General features: G+C 69.5%; 24 protein-coding genes, 1 tRNA gene and 1 rRNA gene. 18 read left to right on the top strand and 8 right to left on the bottom strand.

The features are described from left to right. The first annotated feature begins 7 nt into the window (after window positions 1-7). On the top strand, window positions 8-652 hold the full coding sequence (locus WKI94_RS02185) for a histidine phosphatase family protein (RefSeq protein WP_337844137.1): 645 nt from the start codon (window positions 8-10) through the stop codon (window positions 650-652). Window positions 653-661: 9 nt separating this feature from the next. Continuing rightward, window positions 662-1,513 (top strand): GNAT family N-acetyltransferase, encoded by an 852-nt coding sequence (locus WKI94_RS02180; RefSeq protein WP_337844136.1) that lies wholly within the window; start codon window positions 662-664, stop codon window positions 1,511-1,513. Here the strand turns inward: WKI94_RS02180 and WKI94_RS02175 are convergent. After that, a complete protein-coding gene (locus tag WKI94_RS02175) occupies window positions 1,483-2,364 on the bottom strand; it encodes a histone deacetylase (RefSeq protein WP_337844135.1) in 882 nt (293 codons plus the stop codon). The genes WKI94_RS02180 and WKI94_RS02175 overlap by 31 nt on opposite strands. Before the next feature lie 35 nt (window positions 2,365-2,399). Between WKI94_RS02175 and WKI94_RS02170 the strand changes: the two genes are divergently transcribed. Further along, a complete protein-coding gene (locus tag WKI94_RS02170; protein WP_337844134.1) occupies window positions 2,400-3,029 on the top strand; it encodes a metallophosphoesterase in 630 nt (209 codons plus the stop codon). On the opposite strand, the gene WKI94_RS02165 is transcribed toward WKI94_RS02170, so the two are convergent. Next, the gene (locus WKI94_RS02165) at window positions 2,999-3,454 is read right to left on the bottom strand and encodes a tRNA (cytidine(34)-2'-O)-methyltransferase (protein WP_337844133.1); all 456 of its coding nucleotides are present in this window, start codon (window positions 3,452-3,454) and stop codon (window positions 2,999-3,001) included. The two genes, WKI94_RS02170 and WKI94_RS02165, sit on opposite strands and share 31 nt — an antisense overlap. After that, complete coding sequence (locus WKI94_RS02160; RefSeq protein WP_337844132.1) at window positions 3,454-4,989, bottom strand: ATP-binding protein; 1,536 nt, start codon at window positions 4,987-4,989, stop codon at window positions 3,454-3,456. The genes WKI94_RS02165 and WKI94_RS02160 overlap by 1 nt, the downstream gene beginning before the upstream one ends. A 265-nt stretch (window positions 4,990-5,254) precedes the next feature. Here WKI94_RS02160 and WKI94_RS02155 point away from each other — a divergent pair, with 265 nt between their 5' ends. The 5 genes from WKI94_RS02155 to WKI94_RS02135 are packed head-to-tail and all read left to right on the top strand — an operon-like array spanning window position 5,255 to window position 8,638. Continuing rightward, complete coding sequence (locus WKI94_RS02155) at window positions 5,255-6,499, top strand: ammonium transporter (protein ID WP_337844167.1); 1,245 nt, start codon at window positions 5,255-5,257, stop codon at window positions 6,497-6,499. After that, on the top strand, window positions 6,496-6,846 hold the full coding sequence (locus tag WKI94_RS02150; protein WP_337844131.1) for a P-II family nitrogen regulator: 351 nt from the start codon (window positions 6,496-6,498) through the stop codon (window positions 6,844-6,846). Before WKI94_RS02155 ends, WKI94_RS02150 begins: the two co-directional genes overlap by 4 nt. A gap of 4 nt (window positions 6,847-6,850) precedes the next feature. Then, entirely contained in the window at window positions 6,851-7,753 is a 903-nt protein-coding gene (locus tag WKI94_RS02145; RefSeq protein ID WP_337844130.1) for an HrcA family transcriptional regulator, read from the top strand. Further along, window positions 7,743-8,414, top strand: coding sequence for a molybdenum cofactor biosynthesis protein MoaE (locus WKI94_RS02140; protein WP_337844129.1), 672 nt, complete (start codon window positions 7,743-7,745; stop codon window positions 8,412-8,414). The genes WKI94_RS02145 and WKI94_RS02140 overlap by 11 nt, the downstream gene beginning before the upstream one ends. Beyond that, window positions 8,411-8,638, top strand: a complete 228-nt coding sequence (locus WKI94_RS02135; RefSeq protein ID WP_337844128.1) for a hypothetical protein — start codon at window positions 8,411-8,413, stop codon at window positions 8,636-8,638. Before WKI94_RS02140 ends, WKI94_RS02135 begins: the two co-directional genes overlap by 4 nt. Here WKI94_RS02135 and WKI94_RS02130 read toward each other — a convergent pair. Genes WKI94_RS02130 through WKI94_RS02120 form a run of 3 tightly spaced genes read right to left on the bottom strand, consistent with a single transcriptional unit; the run spans window position 8,635 to window position 12,217 of the window. Next, the gene (locus WKI94_RS02130) at window positions 8,635-8,955 is read right to left on the bottom strand and encodes a DUF3208 domain-containing protein (protein WP_337844127.1); all 321 of its coding nucleotides are present in this window, start codon (window positions 8,953-8,955) and stop codon (window positions 8,635-8,637) included. The two genes, WKI94_RS02135 and WKI94_RS02130, sit on opposite strands and share 4 nt — an antisense overlap. Before the next feature lie 4 nt (window positions 8,956-8,959). After that, on the bottom strand, window positions 8,960-10,045 hold the full coding sequence (gene alr / locus WKI94_RS02125) for an alanine racemase (RefSeq protein ID WP_337844126.1): 1,086 nt from the start codon (window positions 10,043-10,045) through the stop codon (window positions 8,960-8,962). A 45-nt stretch (window positions 10,046-10,090) separates the two neighbouring features. Next, window positions 10,091-12,217, bottom strand: a complete 2,127-nt coding sequence (locus tag WKI94_RS02120; protein WP_337844125.1) for a primosomal protein N' — start codon at window positions 12,215-12,217, stop codon at window positions 10,091-10,093. Window positions 12,218-12,286: 69 nt separating this feature from the next. Here WKI94_RS02120 and WKI94_RS02115 point away from each other — a divergent pair. The 9 genes from WKI94_RS02115 to plsX all read left to right on the top strand — a co-directional run bounded on the left by WKI94_RS02115 (window position 12,287) and on the right by plsX (window position 16,411). Continuing rightward, window positions 12,287-12,363, top strand: a tRNA-Met gene (locus WKI94_RS02115). Between the two features lie 51 nt (window positions 12,364-12,414). Continuing rightward, window positions 12,415-12,657, top strand: a complete 243-nt coding sequence (locus tag WKI94_RS02110; protein WP_337844124.1) for a 4a-hydroxytetrahydrobiopterin dehydratase — start codon at window positions 12,415-12,417, stop codon at window positions 12,655-12,657. 10 nt (window positions 12,658-12,667) lie between these two features. Continuing rightward, the gene (locus WKI94_RS02105; RefSeq protein WP_337844123.1) at window positions 12,668-13,033 is read left to right on the top strand and encodes a hotdog domain-containing protein; all 366 of its coding nucleotides are present in this window, start codon (window positions 12,668-12,670) and stop codon (window positions 13,031-13,033) included. After that, the gene (locus WKI94_RS02100) at window positions 13,030-13,344 is read left to right on the top strand and encodes a DCC1-like thiol-disulfide oxidoreductase family protein (protein WP_337844122.1); all 315 of its coding nucleotides are present in this window, start codon (window positions 13,030-13,032) and stop codon (window positions 13,342-13,344) included. The genes WKI94_RS02105 and WKI94_RS02100 overlap by 4 nt, the downstream gene beginning before the upstream one ends. Further along, entirely contained in the window at window positions 13,337-14,128 is a 792-nt protein-coding gene (mutM, locus tag WKI94_RS02095; RefSeq protein WP_337844121.1) for a DNA-formamidopyrimidine glycosylase, read from the top strand. The genes WKI94_RS02100 and mutM overlap by 8 nt, the downstream gene beginning before the upstream one ends. An 11-nt stretch (window positions 14,129-14,139) precedes the next feature. Next, window positions 14,140-14,619 carry a 2-amino-4-hydroxy-6-hydroxymethyldihydropteridine diphosphokinase gene (folK, locus tag WKI94_RS02090; RefSeq protein WP_337844120.1) on the top strand — a complete coding sequence of 160 codons (480 nt, stop codon included), beginning with the start codon at window positions 14,140-14,142 and terminating at the stop codon, window positions 14,617-14,619. Window positions 14,620-14,658: 39 nt separating this feature from the next. Continuing rightward, complete coding sequence (locus WKI94_RS02085; RefSeq protein WP_337844119.1) at window positions 14,659-15,036, top strand: RNA-binding protein S1; 378 nt, start codon at window positions 14,659-14,661, stop codon at window positions 15,034-15,036. A 62-nt stretch (window positions 15,037-15,098) separates the two neighbouring features. Beyond that, window positions 15,099-15,431 (top strand): thioredoxin, encoded by a 333-nt coding sequence (gene trxA / locus WKI94_RS02080; RefSeq protein WP_016330207.1) that lies wholly within the window; start codon window positions 15,099-15,101, stop codon window positions 15,429-15,431. Then, the gene (gene plsX / locus WKI94_RS02075) at window positions 15,431-16,411 is read left to right on the top strand and encodes a phosphate acyltransferase PlsX (protein WP_337844118.1); all 981 of its coding nucleotides are present in this window, start codon (window positions 15,431-15,433) and stop codon (window positions 16,409-16,411) included. Before trxA ends, plsX begins: the two co-directional genes overlap by 1 nt. Here plsX and WKI94_RS02070 read toward each other — a convergent pair. Then, window positions 16,400-16,819 carry an archease gene (locus WKI94_RS02070; protein WP_337844117.1) on the bottom strand — a complete coding sequence of 140 codons (420 nt, stop codon included), beginning with the start codon at window positions 16,817-16,819 and terminating at the stop codon, window positions 16,400-16,402. The two genes, plsX and WKI94_RS02070, sit on opposite strands and share 12 nt — an antisense overlap. After that, on the bottom strand, window positions 16,810-17,475 hold the full coding sequence (locus WKI94_RS02065) for a PIG-L family deacetylase (RefSeq protein ID WP_337844116.1): 666 nt from the start codon (window positions 17,473-17,475) through the stop codon (window positions 16,810-16,812). The genes WKI94_RS02070 and WKI94_RS02065 overlap by 10 nt, the downstream gene beginning before the upstream one ends. A 125-nt stretch (window positions 17,476-17,600) precedes the next feature. Here WKI94_RS02065 and WKI94_RS02060 point away from each other — a divergent pair. Further along, a 16S ribosomal RNA gene (locus tag WKI94_RS02060) occupies window positions 17,601-17,701 on the top strand; the annotation flags it as partial.

Genomic DNA, 17,701 nt, shown 5'->3' with positions numbered 1-17,701 from the left:
TAGGGGCATGGGCCTCCTCGCCCACTTCCTAAAAGGCCCCCACCCCAAGACTACCCTCCTCCTCACCCGCGCGGGGCCGGTGGAAAACCCCCACCACCTCCTCTACAGCCACCCCGGCCTGCCCCTAGCGGAAGCGGGGCGGAAGGCCCTTCTCGCCCTCCGCCCCCTCCTCGCCCCTTACCCTTTGGCCTATGTCTACGGGGCGGACAGCCTCGCCGAGGGGGAGGCGGCCAGGCTCCTCGCCCAGGCCCTGGGCCTCCCTTTTGCCCTCCTTCCCGGGCTTAGGGAGCGGGCCTGGGGGGCCTGGGAGGGCTTGAGCTTCGCCGAGGTGGAGGCCCGCTTTCCCCTGGAGGTGGGGGCCTGGTTGGAGGACGAGGCGGGCTTTGCGCCCCCCGGGGGGGAAAGCCTCCTCGCCGCCTGGGAACGAGGGAAAAGGGCCTTGAAGGGCCTCTTGGAAAGGCACCCGGGGCAGGCCATCCTGGTCATCGGGAACTGCACCCTAAACCGGGCCGCCTTAAGCCTCGCCCTGCCCCTTCGCCCGGAGGAGGGCTTACGGGTGGAGCAGGACTACGCCCGGCTCACGGTGGTGGACTTCTACGGGGGGGAGGGGGTGGTGAAGGCCTTGAACCTCAGGCCCCTCCCAAAGGAGTAAACTGAGGGTATGATCCGGCCCGTCACCCGGCAGGACCTCCCGGGCCTCTTGGACCTCCTCCGCCACCTGGACAGGGAGGGGGGCCCCGGGGTGCTGGCCCCGGAGGCCCGGGACCTCGAGGGCCTGGCGGAGGAGCTGGAAGACGGCCTGGTCCTGCACCGGGAAAGGGTGGAGGGGTACGTGGGCCTCTACCCCTTCTGGGACGGGGCGGCCCTGGAAGGCCCCTTGGCCTACCGGGCGGAAGACCTCCTTCCCCTCCTCCAAGGGGCGGAGGAGCGGGCCAAAGCCCTCCCGACAGAACGGCTTTACGCCTTCCCCCAAGCGGGGAACCACCCCCTGCGGAACGCCCTGGAAGAGGCTGGGTTTTCCCTCCTCCACCTTACCTACTTCTACGTGAAGGCCCCGGAGGGCCTGGATCACCCGCCCCCCAAGGGGGTCACCATCCGAGAGGGCTTCCCGGGGCCTGGGGTCTACCGGGAGCTCTACCGGGAGAGCGAGGAGGGCTGGGCCTTAAGGCTACGCTGGACGGACGAGGAGCTCTTGGAGCATTTCCAGGACCCGGGGGTCCACCTCCTGGTGGTCTACCAGGGGAAAGACCCCGTGGGGATGGCGGAGGTGGAGGTGGAGGAGGGGGAAGCCAGCGTGGCCTACATCGGGGTGGTGCCCCGGGCGCGGGGGCAGGGGATCGGCCGGGCCCTCCTTTCGGAGGCCGCCCGGCTGGCCCGGAAGAAGGGGGCCAGGCTCCTCAGGGTCCGGGCCCACGACCACGAGAAGGAGGCCCGGGAGCTTTACGAGAGGCTCGGCTTCCGCCTGGAAGAGGCGGTGGCCACCTACGCCAAGGAGCTTAAGGCGAGCCGGTAGGTGGTGGCGTGGGCCTCCACGGTGAGGCGGGGATCGCGGTTGTACCCGCCCCCCATGACCACCACCAAGGCCGCCCCCAGCTCCTTCACGAAGCGATAGACCCGGAGGTCCCTCCGGGCCAAGCCCCCGAGGCTCAAGGCGAGCCGCCCAAACCGGTCCCCCTTCAGGACGTCCACCCCCGCGTTGTAGAAGACCAGATGAGGACGGAAGGACCAGGCCTTCTCCAAAGCCTCCTCCAGGGCCCAAAGATAGGCCTCGTCCCCCACCCCGTCGGGCAGGCCCACGTCCAGGTCGCTCCGCTCCTTCTTCAGGGGGTAGTTCCGCTCCCCATGGAGAGAGAGGGTGTAGACCGTGGGGTCCTGCCCGAAGAAAACCGCGGTGCCGTTCCCCTGGTGGGCGTCCAGGTCCAGGACCAAAACCCGCCCCGAGAAACCCCCTCGCCTGAGCCAGGCCACGGCCACCGCCACGTCGTTGAAGAGGCTGTAGCCCTCGGCCCGGTCGGGAAAGGCGTGGTGGGTGCCCCCGGCGAGGTTCAGGCCGAGGCCCCCCTCGAGGGCGTCCAGGGCGGCCATCAGGGTCCCCCCGGCGGCGTGGAGGGCCCGCCGGAGGAAGGAGGGGCTAAAGGGGAGGCCAAGGCGGAGGCTCTCCTTTCGGGAAAGCCCCTGGCCGAAGACCTTCTCTAAGTACGCGGGATCGTGGGCCAGGAAGAGGGCTTCCTTGGGCACCTCGGGGGCAGGCTCCAAGGGGAGGAGGCCCTTTAGAGCCTCCGCCACCCCCCGGTACTTGTAGAGGGGGAAGGGGTGGCCCTCGGGGAGGTCCACGGGGAGGTGGTAGGTGGTGTAGGCCTTCACACCCCCATCATGCCCGCTTAGACTGGAGGAAAACCGTGCGCCTCCTCCTCCTTTCCGACCAGGTCCACCCCCACCTCCACACCCCCCGCTTCCCCCAAAACCTCCCCCCCTTGGACCTGGTGCTGGCCGCGGGGGACCTCCCCGGGGACTATTTGGAGTACCTGGCCAGCAAGGTGGCGGTGCCCGTGCTCTACGTCTTCGGCAACCACGGGGCGGAGTGGGTGCGGGAAGGGGAAGGACGGAGGCGGCCCGGGGGGGTGGTCCTCCTCCACGGGCGGCTTTTCGTCCACCGGGGGCTTTGGATCTACGGCATCGGGGGCGTGCCCCGGTACCGGGAGGGGGAGGGCCAGTTTTCCGAAGGGGAGCTCCTCCGCCTGGTCCTGAAGCCCTTCCCCCTTGCCTTCCCCAGGCGACTTGGAAAGGGCCACGGGGTGGACCTCCTCCTCACCCACGCCCCGCCCCCAGGACCGAGCACGGGGCAGGACTTCGCCCACCGGGGAAGCCCAGCCCTCGCCCTCTTCCACCGCCTCTACCGCCCCAGGGTCCACGTGCACGGCCACGTTCCCCTCCTCGGGGCGAACCCCCCAAGGCGCCACCGCACCCCCCTAGGGGTGGAGGTGGTGAACGCCCAGGGCTACGCCCTCCTGGAACTCAGCTGGCGGTAGGCCTCGTAAGCCGCCACCCCCACGGCCACCGCCAGGTTCAGGGAGCGCACAGGCCCGGGGATGGGGATGTGGAGGGAGGGGAAGGCCTTTAGGATCTCCGGGGGAAGCCCCCGGGTCTCGGGGCCGAAGAGGAGGTAATCCCCTTCCCGAAACTCGGCCTCAAAGAGGCTTACTTCCCCCCGGGCGCTGAAGGCCAGGACCCGCGCCCCTTCAGGAAGGGCCGCCAGAAAGGCCTCCCAGGTGTCGTGGACCTGAGGCCGCACGTGGGGCCAGTAGTCCAGCCCCGCCCGCTTAAGCCGGGGGTCCCCCAGGCGGAAGCCCAAGGGGCAGATGAGGTGGAGGGGAAAGCCCAAGGCGGCCGCGGTGCGGGCCACGTTCCCGGTGTTTTGGGGAATCTCCGGCTGGTAGAGGACCAGGTGCAGCATCAGGCCCTCCGGTACCGGGTGCCCGGCCCCCGGCCCTCCCGCACCACCCGCCCCTCCCCCATGAGGCGGCGGAGGAGGGCCAGGGCCTCCCTTTGGGAAAGGCCCAGGAAGGCCTCGAGGTCCCGCCGGGTGCGGGGGACCTCCAGCGCTGCCAGGAGGCGCTGGGCCAGGGGGTCCTGGCCCTGGAGGCGGTACCGCCCCCCTTCCTTGAGGAGGAACCCCATGCGCTCCAGGCGGTGGAGGACCCGCCGGGCGCCCTCGGGGGGAAGCTGGAGGGCCCGGGCCAGCTCCTCGAGGGTCGCCCTTCCCACCCGCCGTAGGTGGCCGAGGACGATGAGGTGGTCCAGGCTGAAGGCACCATGCCGCTCCTGGGCCTCCGCCAGACCCCGCACGAAGGCCTCGTCCAGCTCGGGGTTGTAGAGGACCAGGGTGAGGGCCTCGGGGAAGAGGCGGTACTCGGGGGGTTCCTTGCCGTACTTGAGGAGGAGGCGGTACATCTTGTCCACCCCGCTCCCCGCCCGCTCCACGTAGCCCAGCCGGTAAAGGGCCTCGGCCAGCCGGGGGTTCCGCCTTTTTGGGGGGTGGCGGAGGACGTTCTCCGGGGTGATGCCCGGAGGAAAGCCCCCGGGGTTGGAGATCTCCAGGCGGTCTTGGTGGTGGTGGACCTGGATGGCATCCAGGCTCTGCCAGTCCCGGTGGACCAAGGCGTTTAGGAGGGCCTCCCGGTAGACCTCCTGGTCAAAGTCCCAGACCTCTATCCGAAAAAGCCCCACGGTGAGGTAGCGCACCCGGTTTCGGGCCTGGATGAGGTCCTTTAGCCGCTCCAAGAGGGCGGGGATGGGCCTCAGGAGGTCCTCCCGGAAGGCGTAACCCTCCTCGTCTTGGTGGAAGTAGTAGCTCACCTCCGCCTGGGGCAAAAGCCGCTTGAGGGCGAGGGGCGTGCCCGCAAGGAGGAGCCCCGCCACCGTGGGCCTCTCCTCCCCTTCCACCCGCTCTAGAAGGCCTAGGGCGAAGAGGAGCTCCAGGTCGGGCAGGGCCGCGAGGGCGCTTCCCCTTTCCTCCAGGATGCGCCTAAGGCGCAGGACCTCCAGGGGGTCCAGGTCGGAGAGGCTGGCCGCGGGGAGGACCTGAGCGGTGAAGTCGGGCTCGGGGCGGGCCTCCCCCAGCCGGAGCTCGCTAAGGCGGGAACCGTCCCAAAAGGGCACCCGCCCGGGGCCTAGGGCGATGGCCGCGGGGGCCCGGGGAACGTGGAGGGCGAGAACCCGCCCTTCCGGGCCCTCTAAAACCTCCACGTAGGGCAGGAGAAGCCCCTGGGTGAGCTGGAAGAGGGCGTGGGTGATCTGCAGGGGGTGGATCTCCGCCGCCCCCAGCACCCGCCCCTCCGGGCCCACCCCCAGGAAGAGGATGCCCCCCTTGTGGTTGGCCAGGCCCGCGGCGTAGCGGGCGAGCTCCTCCGGGGAAAGGTCCGGGGGCAGGAAGAGGGTGCGCTCGTCCTGCCCCGCCTTCAGGCGCTCAAGAAGCTCCGCCCACGTCACGGGCTCCAGTTTACGAGGCTTGGGCTCCGGAGGGTTTGTGCACGTTGTCCACCTTACTCATGACAAAAATCCGCTTTATGGGTAAAAACTGACTCTTTGTTTGGGTATTAATGGCACTTTGTCAAGATAAAGCTTGACAAACTGCCTAAGCTAACCTACCCTCAACCCTAAGGGGGTGACCATGGGAAGAATAGCCGCCCTAACCCTTTTGATCCTTGGAAGCCTCGGCCTAGCCCAGGAGACGAGCGGCGCGGACACGGCCTGGATGCTGGTCTCCACCGCCCTCGTCCTCCTCATGACCCCGGCCCTGGCCCTCCTCTACGGGGGGCTGGTGCGGGGCAAGAACGCCCTGAACACCATGCTCATGAGCTTCTCCGCCCTGGCCTTCGTGGGGGTGGGCTGGGCCCTTTTGGGCTACACCCTGGCCTTTGGAGACGGGGGGCCTTGGCTAGGGGGATTGCGCCACGCCCTCCTCCAGGGGGTAGGCCTCGAGGCCAAGGGCACCATCCCCCACCTCCTCTTCCTAGCCTTCCAGGGCACCTTCGCCATCATCGCCGCCGCTTTGGTCTCCGGGGCCATCGTGGAGCGCATGCGCTTCCCTGCCTACCTAGCCTTCCTCATCCTGTGGGGGCTTTTGGTTTACGCCCCCCTGGCCCACTGGGTCTGGGGTGGGGGGTTTTTGGGGGCCCTGGGGGCCCTGGACTTCGCCGGGGGCACAGTGGTCCACATCAACGCGGGGGTGGCGGGACTGGTGGCCGCCTTAGTCCTCGGGCCCAGGAAGGACTACGGCCGCCAGGCCATCCTGCCCCACAACATCCCCCTCAGCCTCCTGGGGGCCGCCCTCCTCTGGTTCGGCTGGTTCGGCTTCAACGGGGGTAGCGCCCTGGCGGCCAATGGCATTGCCACTCTGGCCTTCGCCAACACCTTCCTGGCCCCCATGGCCACCCTGGTGGTCTGGCTCCTTTTGGACCTCTTCCGCACCGGCAAGGCCACCGCGGTGGGCACGGCCACGGCCATCGTGGTGGGCCTGGTGGCGGTTACCCCGGCCGCGGGGTTCGTCTCTCCCCTTTCCGCCCTGGTCCTCGGGGCCTTCTCGGCCTTCCCCAGCTACTTCGCCCTGCTCCTTCGGGCCCGGACCCGGCTGGACGACAGCCTGGACGTCTTCGCCGCCCACGGGGTGGCGGGGATGGTCGGGGCCCTCCTCACCGGGATCCTGGCGGAAAAGGCCTGGAGCGGGGCGGCGGACGGGCTCCTCTTCGGCAACCCGGCCCAGCTCGGGGTCCAGGCTCTGACCGTGGGGGTGGCTGCGCTCTACAGCGCCCTGGCCACTTTCGTCCTCTTGAAGGCCATAGCCCTCCTCACCCCCTTGCGGACCAGCCCCAAGGAGGAGGGCCTGGGCCTGGACGTGACCCAGCACGGGGAGGAGGCCTACGCTTCTGGGGAAGGGGCCGTCCTGGTCCTTCCCGAAGCCGCGCCCCCGGCCCTGAAGCCCAAAGGAGGTAAGGCGTGAAGCTCATCGTGGCCATCGTCCGCCCGGAGAAGCTGGGGGAGGTTCTGGAGGCTCTTTTCAAGGCCGAGGTGCGGGGGCTCACCCTAAGCCGGGTCCAAGGCCATGGGGGGGAGACGGAGAAGGTGGAGACCTACCGGGGCACCACGGTGAAGATGGAGCTCCACGAGAAGGTGCGCCTGGAGATCGGGGTTTCCGAGCCCTTCGTCAAGCCTACGGTGGAGGCCATCCTGAAGGCCGCCCGCACCGGGGAGGTGGGGGACGGGAAGGTCTTCGTAATCCCGGTGGAGAAGGTCTACCGCATCCGCACCGGGGAGGAGGACGAGGCCGCGGTGACCCCGGTACAATAGGGGTGTGACGGCCAGGCAGCGGGCCATCCTCAACCTCCTGGTGGAGGCCTACATCCAGACGGGGGCCCCTGTCCCCTCGGCCCGGGTGGCCGAGGGGACAGGGCTTTCCCCTGCCCTGGCCCGCTACGAGCTCATCGCCCTGGAGGAGATGGGCTACCTCACCAAGCCCCACGCCTCCGCGGGCCGGGTGCCCACCCGCCAGGGCTTCCGGCAGTACAGCCTCTCCCTTCTCCCCCCAAAAGGCCTCCCCCCCGCGGTCCAGGAGCGGGTGGAGCGGGCCCTCCTGGGGGCCCGGGAACCCGAGGCCTTCCTGGTGAAGGTGGCCGCGGGGCTTTCCGGCTACCCCGCCCTTCTCCGCTTAAGGCCTAGGAAAAGGCCCCGCCTCCTCCAGGTCCACCTCTCCCCCCTCCCCGAGGGGACCCTGGCCGTCTTGGTCCTGGAGGGGGGGCGGGTGAAGGAGGCCAGGCTTCCCCTCACCCTAAGCCCCGCCCGGCTGAAGGAGGCGGAGGAGGCCCTGCAAGGGCCTTTTGAGCGCCTGCCCAAAGCCCCTTCTGGCCTCGAGGACCTCTTCAGCGCCCTGGAAAGGGTCCTGGCCCAGGGCCTGGGGCAGACCTACCGGGAGGGCCTGGCCCAGGCCCTTAAGGAGCCCGAGGCCCGGGACCCGGCCTTCCTGGAACGGCTGGTGCAGCTCTACGAGGCGGAAGGGGAGGACCTCCTCACCCCCCCGGGCCGGGTGGACGTGCGGGTGGGGGAGGTGGAGGGGGTGAGCGCGGTGCAGGCGGGCCTTGCCCGGGGGGAGTGGACGGGGGAGCTGGTCCTCTTAGGCCCCATGCGCATGCGCTACCCCGAGGCCTTGGCCGTGGCCTATGGCCTGAGCCAGGTCTATACTGAGGGCCATGCGGGTTGAAGTGCGGCTTTTCGCCCTTTACCGGGAACAGGCGGGCCAGGACCGCCTCAGCCTAGAGCTTCCCGAGGGGGCCAGGGTCCTCGAGGCCCAAAGGGCCTTGGAGGCCCTTTTCCCCGGGCTTGCCCTGGAAGGAGGGATGGCCGCGGTGAACCAGGCCCTGGCGGGGGGGGAAACCCCCTTAAAGGAGGGGGACGAGGTGGCCTTCCTGCCCCCCGTCTCCGGCGGCCAGGACAGCTTCGGCCTCACGGAAGCCCCCCTGGACCTGGGGGCCCTGGTGGCTTGGGCCACGGCCCCCGAGTACGGGGCGGTGGTGAGCTTTCTCGGCACCACCAGGAGCCCCAACCGGGGGGCGGAGGTGGCCTACTTGGAGTACGAGGCCTACCCGGAGATGGCGGAGAGGGTCATGGCCCAGATCCTAGGGGAGATGCGGGCCCGCTGGGACCTAGGCCGCATCGCCCTCTGGCACCGATTGGGCCGGGTGGACCCAGGGGAGGCCTCCATCGCCATCGTGGTCTCGGCCCGCCACCGCAAGGAAGCCTTCCTGGCCTGCCAGTACGCCATTGACCGGGTGAAGCAAATCCTCCCCGTCTGGAAGAAGGAGCACCGCCCCGACGGGAGCTTCTGGGTGGAGGGCTTCGCCCCCGAGGAGCACCGGCTTTGACCCCCTGGGCCGTAGGGCTTCTCCTCCTCGCCGCCTGGGCCTTGCCCCTTCTTTTGGGCTTCCTTTCAGGCCGGGCCTTCCTCGTGGGGAGGAGGCGGGTGGGGCTTGGCCTCCTCCTCTTCGGGGCCTTTTTGGGCCTTCTGGTGAAGCCGAGGCCCTTGGGGCTTCTCCTCCTCCTCCTCGGGCTTGGGCTTGGGTACTGGCCCCTAAGGCGGCCCGCCTAGAGGGGCCTTAAGTCTTCCAAAAGGAGCCACCCCACCCCCTGGGGCAGGCCTTCCAAAAGGGGCTGGAGGGCCTTCGCCACCCGCTCGGCCAGGGGCTTTGGGGCCTCGGGCGGGTCTTGGGAGAGGACGAGGAGGGTGAGCTGGTAAAAGCGCTGGCCCGCCGTGGGGGTCCCATCCTCAAAGAAGGGGGTGGGGGGCGGGACCTCGTCCAAAAGGAGCCTGGCCCCTTCCACCGCTTCGGGCAGGAGGGCCTTCAGGTCCAGGGGGGCCTCCTTGGGGTGCCACAGGTAGCCTTGGAAGAGGCGGATGGCCTGCACCCCCTCACTCTACCCGCGCCACCACCTCCCCCTCCAGGAGGTAAAGCCGGGGCAGGCGGCGGGAGAGGTGCACCGCCACCTCGTAGGGGATGGTGCCCCGGGCCTCCGCCAAGGCGCAAAGGCCCGTGGGACCGAAGTCGGGGCCGATGACCTCAAAGACCGCCTCCAGGCCCACGGGCCCCGGGAGGAGCACCGTGGCCTGGTCCATGGAGATGCGCCCGGCCAGAGGGAGGAAGGCCCCATCCGGCCCCCGCACCCCCCGCACCGCCCCCCTAGGGAGGCCATCCGCGTAGCCCACGGGCAGGGTGGCGAGCCACTCCCCCCCTTGGGCCACGTACTCCCCCCCGTACCCCACCTGGGCGCCCCTCTCCAGGCGCTTCACCAGGGTGGGCCGGGCCAGGAGGCGGAGGACGGGCTTAAGGCCAAAGCCCGGCACGAGCCCGTAGAGGGCGAGCCCCACCCGCGCGTTCCCCCCCCCGTGGAGGAGGAGGCCATGGGAGTTTTCCAGGTGGTAGAAGTAGTCGGGGCCTAGGGCCCTTCGCACCTCCAGAAAGCGGGCCCTCTGCACCTCCACGAACGCCGGGTCCTCCCCCACGGTGGCCAGGTGGCTGTAGACCCCCTCCACCCGCACCCCCAAGGCCTCCACCGCCCTCAGGGCAGCTTGGGCCTCCCTCCAGGGGAAGCCCACCCGGTGCATGCCCGTGTCCACCTTGAGGTGGGCCCTAGGGGTGAGGCCCAGGGCCCGGGCCCTTTGGGCCAAGGCCTGGGCGGCCTCGAGGGTGGAGAGGGTGGGGATGAGGCCCAGCCCAAGGGCCTCCTCGGCCTCGAGGGGGTGGAGGCTTCCCAGGAGGAGGATCTCCCCCGCCACCCCTCCCCGCCTTAGGGCCCGGGCCTCCCCCAGGGTGGCCACCGCTACCCGCCTTACCCCCCGCCCCAGGAGGAAGCGGGCGATGGGCAGGGCCCCGTGGCCGTAGGCCTCCGCTTTGAGCACGGGGATGACCTCCCCCTTAGCCCGGGCGGAAAGGAGGGCGTAGTTGGCCCAAAGGACCCCCAGGTCCACCTCCAGCCAGGCCCGGTAGGGGGGTTCCATGGGACCCAAGATAAAGGCCCTATCGTGGAAACGTCCACACGGCCCTCAGTCCTCCAAAAGGCCCACGAAGCGGAAGGGGTCCGGGTCCAACCTGAACTTGCGGCGGTCCAGGTGGGCAAGGAGCTCGTGGAGCCTTTCTGTCCCCCCTTTAAGGAGTAGGTGGTAAAGGTAGTGCCCCTTGAGCTTGGGCACGGGGGCCGGGGCGGGGCCCAAGACCTCCTCCTCCCCCGCCACCTTCCTCAGGACCTCCCGGAGCTCCAGGGCCAGGGCCAAGGCCTTCTCCTCCTTGCGGTGGGCCACCTCCAGCTTCAGCATGCGCACCTTGGGGGGGTAGTCCAGGGCCTCCCTGAGGGCCTTCTCCTGCCACAAGAAGGCCTCCACCTCCCCCTCCTCCAGGGCCCGGTGGACAGGGTGGTCGGGGTGGAAGGTCTGGAGGACGAGGAGGGGCCGGTGGCCGGGCCTGAGCTCCGTGAGGGCCCAAAGGAGGCGGTGGTACCGCTCCGCGGCCCGGAAGTCCGAGTCCAAGAGGAACCCGTCCGCGTGGGGGAGGAGGACCAAGGCAAGCCCGGGAAGGACCGGGCCCCTTAGGAGGGCCGTGGTCCCCACCACCACCCCCCCCTCCCCCTGGAGGAGGGGGGTGAGGTCGTCCTTGCCGTCCTTGGCGAAGCGGTAGACGGGGAGGCCAAGCCGCTCCTTAAGCTCCCTTAGAAGCCAGTCTACCCCTGGACCCCGGGGCTCCAGGAGGGGGGAGCCGCACCGGGGGCAAAGGGGGGGCGGGGCCTCCTTATGGCCGCACTGGTGGCAGAGAAGGGTGAGGGGGGCTTGGTGGAAGCGCAAGGGCAGGGCGCAGTCCGGGCAGGTGGGCTTGTAGCCGCAGTCCGGGCAGAGGAGGAGGGCGCTATAGCCCCGCCTCGAGGCCAAGACCACCGCCTGGCGGCCCTTCTCCTCCACCTGCTTGAGGAGGGCGAGGGCCCTCCCCGTAAAGGGCCAGCCCCGCTCCTCCTTGAGGGAAAGGGTGAGGAGGCGGGGCTTGGGCACGGGGAGGCGAAGGGGCTTTCTTTCCAGGACCTCCACCGCGGGCACCAAGGAGAGGTAGGTGAGGGGGATCCCCAAAAGCCGGGCCCTAAGCTCCGCCAGGGGAGGGATGAAGGCCCGGGTGCCCGAGGGAAGCTTGTAGCTTTCGCTCCCCTCCTCCACCACCACGATCCCCTGGGGGGTGTAGGGCAGGAGGAGGCCCCCGTAGGTGGCGAAGACCGTGCCCCCTGGCCTCTGGAAAAGGGCCTCCCGGGCCCAGAGGGGAAGCCCCCCGTGGTAGGGCCTGGCCTCGGGGAAGCCCTCCAGGAAGCGCTCCAGAAGCCCCACCTCGGGGAAGAGGACCAGGTGGTCCCCCTCCTCCAGGAGGCCCCTTAGGACGCGCATCCTCTCCCGAAGCCGCCCCCCGTTCACCCGCTCGGGCCTTTCCGGAAGGGTAAGGGGGGCTATGGCCTCCTTTCCCCCGCCCCTCGGAGGCTCGGGGGGAAGGAGGCCGATGTACCCCTTTTCCAGGAGCCGCTTCACCACCCCTACCCCCACCCCCGCGGCCCGGGCTAGGGCGGCCTGGCTTTCCGCCTCCCCCAGGGCCTTGAGGACCTCGAGGACCCGTCTAGAGGCCTCCCCTAGCCCCTCCTCGGGCTCCTTCAGGACGCGGAGGACCCTCTTTTGCGGCCTAAAGGAAACCTCCTCCTCTAGCACCCCGCCCTCCCGCAAGAGGTCCAAAAGCTTAGGGTCAAAGCCCTTGGCCTCCTGCCAGTCCCCTAGGGCGGAAAGCCCGGGGGGGAGAAGCCCGGGGTCTGCCCCCGGAAAGAGGCGCACCCGGTGGACGGGCTCGGGCATGGGGGGGAGGAAGTCCGCGAGGACCTGGCCCAGGGGGGCGAAGAGGTGGTGGGCCGCGGCCCTCAAGAAGGCGATCTCCTCCGCCCGAAGAAGGGGGACCTCGTCCAGGTAGGCCAGGGCGTGGCGGAGGTGGAGGGCGGGCCGCCCCTCCCCTTCCCCCACCACCACCCCTAGCTGCACCTCCCCCCGCCAGGGCACGGCCACCCGCCGGCCCAGGGCCCCTTCCTCTTCCCTCCCCAAGGGGGGGAGGTAGGTGAGGGGTTCCAAGGGAAGGGGCAGGGCCACCTGCAAAAGCCGCATGGGGCCAAGATACCCAAACCCCCCACCCTTGACAAACCCCCTTGGGCCAGCCATACTGAAGGTTGGCGACGCGGGGTGGAGCAGCCTGGTAGCTCGTCGGGCTCATAACCCGAAGGTCGCGGGTTCAAATCCCGCCCCCGCAACCAAACCCGCCCCCGGGCACAAAGGGCCTGGGGGCGTTGCTTTACCCTCAGGGCATGGACTGGCAGGTGCTGGAAAACCCCGAGCGCCTCTACAAGGAGTTCCGCTTCCCCGACTTCCGGGAGGCCCTGGCCTTCGCGGACCGCGTGGGGGCCCTGGCGGAGGAGAAGGGGCACCACCCCCGGCTCACCGTGGAGTGGGGGCGGGTGGCGGTGGAGTGGTGGACCCACACGGCAGGGGGCGTCACGGAGAAAGACCGGGAGATGGCCCGGCTGACGGATGGCCTCTACACCCCTTAGGCTAAAGGGGATGGAGGCGCGCACCCTCGAGCTCGTCTTCCCCGAGCACACCAACCCCCTAGGGGCGGCCTTTGGCGGCTTCGTCCTGGGCCTCATGGACAAGGTGGGCTCCTACGCCGCGGCCCGACGCGCCAGAAAGCCCGTGGTCACCGTGGCCGTGGGCGGCGTGGAGTTCAAGGTGCCCATCCGCACCGGGGACCTCCTGGAGGTGGTGGCCCGGGTGGTGCGGGTGGGCCGGACCTCCCTCACCGTGGAGGTGGAGGTGTACAAGGAGCGCTTCGGCAAGGAGAACGGGCGGGTTCTCGCCACCAAGGGGGAACTCACCTACGTGGCGGTGAACGAGAAGGGGGAGCCCGTCCCCGTGGACGCGCCGTGAAGGCCTACATAGACGAACGGTGCCCCTACTGCCGGGCCTTCGGGGAAGCCCTAAAGCGGCTTGACCGGGAGGGGAGGATTGTCTTCCTCCCCGTGGGGAGCGCCCCGGAAGGGGACAGATCCGCCCTCCTCGAGGCCCTCCACGTCTACGAGGGGGAAAGGGTCCATAGGGGCTACGGGGCCCTCCTGACCCTGGCCCGGGCCCTTCCCCCCCTTTGGCCCCTCTACCCCCTCCTCTGGCTCGGGGGGGCCTTGGGGGTGGGCCCCTGGCTCTACCGAGCCTTCGCCCGGAGGAGGCTCCGGGATGCCTGAGCTGCCCGAGGTGGAGACCACAAGGAAAAAGCTCCTTCCCCTCCTAAGGGGTAAAACCCTCCTTAAGGTCCTCCACCAAGACCCCCTGCGCTACCGGAATACGGAAGGGGCGGAAGGGGAAAGGGTGTTGGACCTCGGGCGCCGGGGAAAGTTCCTCCTCTTTGCCCTCACGGGGGAAAAGGAGATGGTGGTCCACCTGGGCATGACGGGGGGCTTCCGCCGGGAGAAGACCCCCCATGCCCGGGTGGAGTTCGTCCTGGAGGATGGGTGCCTATTCTTCCACGACCCCCGGCGCTTCGGGCGGATCTGGGTGGTGGAGCGGGGGGCGTACGGGGAAATCCCCCTCCTCGCCCGCCTGGGCCCCGAGCCCCTGGAGGCCTTCCCCTTCTCCCCCTTCTACCAGGGCCTAAGGCGAAGCCAAAGGCCCCTCAAGGCCCTCCTCCTGGAACAGCGCCTGGCCGCGGGGGTGGGGAACATCTACGCGGACGAGGCCCTTTTCCGGGCCGGGCTTAATCCCTTGCGCCCCGGGCGAAGCCTCTCGGAGGAGGAGGCCCTACGCCTCCACCGGGCCTTGCGCGCCGTCCTCGAGGAGGCGGTGGCCCTCGGGGGAAGCACCCTCTCCGACCGGACCTACCAGCAGCCGGACGGCGCCCCTGGGGGCTTCCAGACCCGGCACGCGGTCTACGGGCGAAGGGGCCTTCCCTGCCCCCGATGCGGCGGCCCCATCCTCCGCCTGAAGGTGGCCGGGCGGGGCACCCACTTCTGCCCCCGCTGCCAGGCGTAGACTCTAAGGGCATGCGCGCCTACATCGCCTTGGGAAGCAACCTGGGAGACCGGGCGGGGTACCTCCTTCTGGCCCTTTCCGCCCTCTCCCGCCTGCCTCAGACCCACCTCCTCCGCCTCTCCCCCATTTACGAGACCGACCCCATAGGCCCGCCCCAGCCTCCCTACCTCAACCTGGTGGCGGAGGTGGAAACCGCCCTGCCCCCTAGGGCCCTCCTCCAGCACCTCCTGGACATAGAGCGGGCCCTGGGCCGGGTGCGCAAGGAACCCCTAGGCCCCAGGACCATAGACCTGGACCTCCTCCTCTACGGGGACCTGGTCTTGGAGGAGGAAGGCCTCACCCTCCCCCACCCCCGCCTCCACCAACGGGCCTTCGTCCTGGTGCCCCTGGCGGACCTGGCCCCCGACCTCCTTCACCCCCGGCTGGGCCAGCGGGTGGCCCACCTCCTGGAGGCCGTGGGCCGGGAGGGGGTGCGCCCCCTTGTGCTATAGTGGGGCTACCGCGGGCGTGCTCGCGCGAGGAGAAGGACAGTGGAGCTAGAAGCTGGAAGCATCGTGGAAGGCCGCGTGGTGCGGGTTACGGATTTTGGCGCCTTTGTGGAGCTGCCGGGCGGGGAGCAAGGCCTGGTGCACATCTCCCAAATCGCCCACGAGTTCGTGAGGAACGTCCGGGACTTCCTCAACGAGGGGGACATCGTCCAGGTGATGGTCAAGGGCCGGGACGCCAAGGGTCGGCTGGACCTTTCCATCAAGGACCTGACCCCCGCCCCCGAGGGGGCCCCGCCTCCCCGGCCCCGGCGCCTCCCCAAGCAGGCCCCGGAGTTTGAGAACAAGCTCAAAAGCTTCCTCCGAGGCACGGGGGGGGTTGGGGGCGGCAAAGGGAAAAAGGGCGGCAAGAAGAAGCGGTAGCCCGGGCCCTGTGCCCCCCAGGGGTTTATCCCTGGGGGGTTTTGCCCTAAAGTGGGGGAGGTATGGCGAAGCCCGTGGAGGTTACGGACGCGGAGTTTGACCAGCTCTTGGCGCAGAACCCCTTGGTCCTGGTGGACTTCTGGGCGGAGTGGTGCGCCCCTTGCCGGATGATCGCCCCCATCCTGGAGGAGTTGGCCCAGGAGTACGAGGGGCGGGTGGTGGTGGCCAAGCTGGACGTGGACGAGAACCCCAAGACGGCCATGCGCTACCGGGTGATGAGCATCCCCACCGTCATCCTCTTCAAGGGGGGCCAGCCGGTGGAGGTCCTGGTGGGGGCCCAGCCCAAGCGCAACTTTGAGGCCAAGCTGCAAAAGCACCTGCCCCCCAGCGCCTGATGCGGATCGCCCTGGATGCCATGGGGGGCGACCATGCCCCCAGGGTCACCGTGGCCGGGGCCCTGAAAGCGGCCCGGTCCGGGGTGGAGGTGGTCCTGGTGGGGCCAGAGGACCGGCTTCAGGAGGAGCTCAGGCGCCAGAGGGGAGACCTCCCCATCTGCCACGCCCCGGACTGGATCCGCATGGAGGAGCACGCCACCGAGGTGCGGAGGCGCCGGGAAAGCTCCATCGCCGTGGCCATGGAGCTCCTCCAAAGGAAAGAAGTAGAGGCCGTGGTGTCCATGGGCCACACCGGGGCCACCATGGCCGCGGCCCTCTTCACCCTGGGACGGGCGAAGGGGGTGGAGCGGCCGGCCCTTCTGGTGGAGTTCCCGAGCCAACGGGGCCGCACCTTCCTCCTGGACGGGGGGGCGAACGCGGACTGCCGCCCCTCCTTCCTCCTCCAGTTTGCGGCCATGGGCCTGGCCTATGCGGAGGCCAGCGGGGTGGAGGCCCCCAAGGTGGGCCTCCTTTCCATCGGGGAGGAGGAGGGGAAGGGGAACGCCTTGGTCCTCGAGGCTTACCCCCTTCTGAAGGCCGCTTTAGGGGAGCGCTTCTTCGGCAACGTGGAGGGGCGGGACATTTTCTTCGGCACCACGGCCGTGGTGGTCACCGACGGCTTCACGGGGAACGTGGCCCTAAAGCTTGCAGAAGGGGAGGCCAAGGTCCTCCTCTCTTGGATTAAGGAGGCCCTCGCCTCCTCCCCCCTGGCCCGGCTTGGGGCCCTCCTGGCCCTCCCCGCCCTGAGGCAGGTGAAGGCCAGGGTGGACCCCGCCCAGTACGGGGCCATGCCCCTTCTCGGGGTGGAGGGCACGGTCCTCATCGGCCACGGCTCCGCGGACGAGGAGGCGGTGAAAAACGCCCTCCTCCGGGCCAAGGCCCTGGTGGAAGCGGGGCTTTTGGAGCGGGTTAGGGAGAAGCTCTCCCGCCTACACGTCTAGGATCACCCGCGCCCGCCACCTTCCCCCTTCCTCCGCCACCTTAAGGCCGTGGAAGGTGGCGCTTTTCACCTCGCCCTGGAAACCCATCTCCGGCCGGAACGCCTCCCCAAAAAGCGTCCCCTCCAGGGCGTAGCCTGTGGAGGTGGGGGTTATGCGCAACACCGCCCGCCCGGGGACGAAGCCCTTGGTCTGGATGAGGTAGACGAGCTCGTTCAGAAAGTGCACCAGAAGGGTTTCCAAGTCCTCCGCCTCCAGGCGAAGCCGCCTCCGCCTTTTCCCTCCTTTAGGAGGGGACTGGAACATGACCCCCAAAAGCCCAAGAAGGGCAGCCTGGAAGAGGGCCTCGAGGCTCTCCCCCTCCAGCTCAAACCCCACGTCCGCGGTGTGCTCTAAAGGCCTCACCACCATGGCCCCTCCTTAAGCCCCTCCTCCCCCACCACCCAAAAGGTCTCCGTCCAAAGCCGCTCGGGATGCTTCTCCATGAAGGAGAGCACGGAAAGGGCCTGGGTCTTGTGCTGGGCCAAGGCCTTGAGCTTCCGGCTTAAGGCCCACTCGGGAAGCCTCAGGCGGTGGGTCACGGGCCAGGGCCCTTCCGGACGCACAAAATGGACCAGCCGGAACCCTTCCGCCGCCTCCCGGACGTAGCGGCTTGCGGCCACGTGGTCGGGGTGGCCGTTGATGCCGTCTGGGGGAAAGGTGAGGACGAAGCGGGGCCTTAGGGCCTGGAAGCGGGCCCTAAGCACCGCCACCGCCTCCGGGTGGGCCTCGAGGCCCCTGCCCTCCCCAACCCCCCGCTCCTCCGCCCCCACCTCCGGGGGCAGACCGTTGGGAAAGGAGAAGACCTCCAGGTGGTCCACCTGGAGGACCTCCGCCGCCCGCCTGAGCTCCTCCGAGCGCACCTCTCCCAAGCGCTCCGGGGGGCAAAGGCCCAAGGTGCGCCCCGCCTCCCCCCGGGTGAGGGCGATGACCCCGGTCTTGAGGCCCTCCGCCTTGGCCAGGAGGAGCGCACCCCCCGCGCCAAAGGTCTCGTCGTCGGGGTGGGGTACCACCACCAAGAGGTCCATGCCCCCATCTTGACAAAAAGATGGGGGGGCGGTATATTGCTTTTTGCGCTGGCGGAAGCCGGCGGGGGATCTTGAAAGCGCAGGATTCGGGCTAAACACGAACCCACACGCCTTCGGGCGTACTTTTGTTGGAGAGTTTGATCCTGGCTCAGGGTGAACGCTGGCGGCGTGCCTAAGACATGCAAGTCGTGCGGGGTGGTTCGCCACCCAGCGGCGGACGGGTGAG

The organism is Thermus sp. (assembly GCF_037444525.1).
Taxonomy (GTDB): domain Bacteria; phylum Deinococcota; class Deinococci; order Deinococcales; family Thermaceae; genus Thermus.
This window is presented reverse-complemented; position numbering and strand designations above follow the sequence as displayed.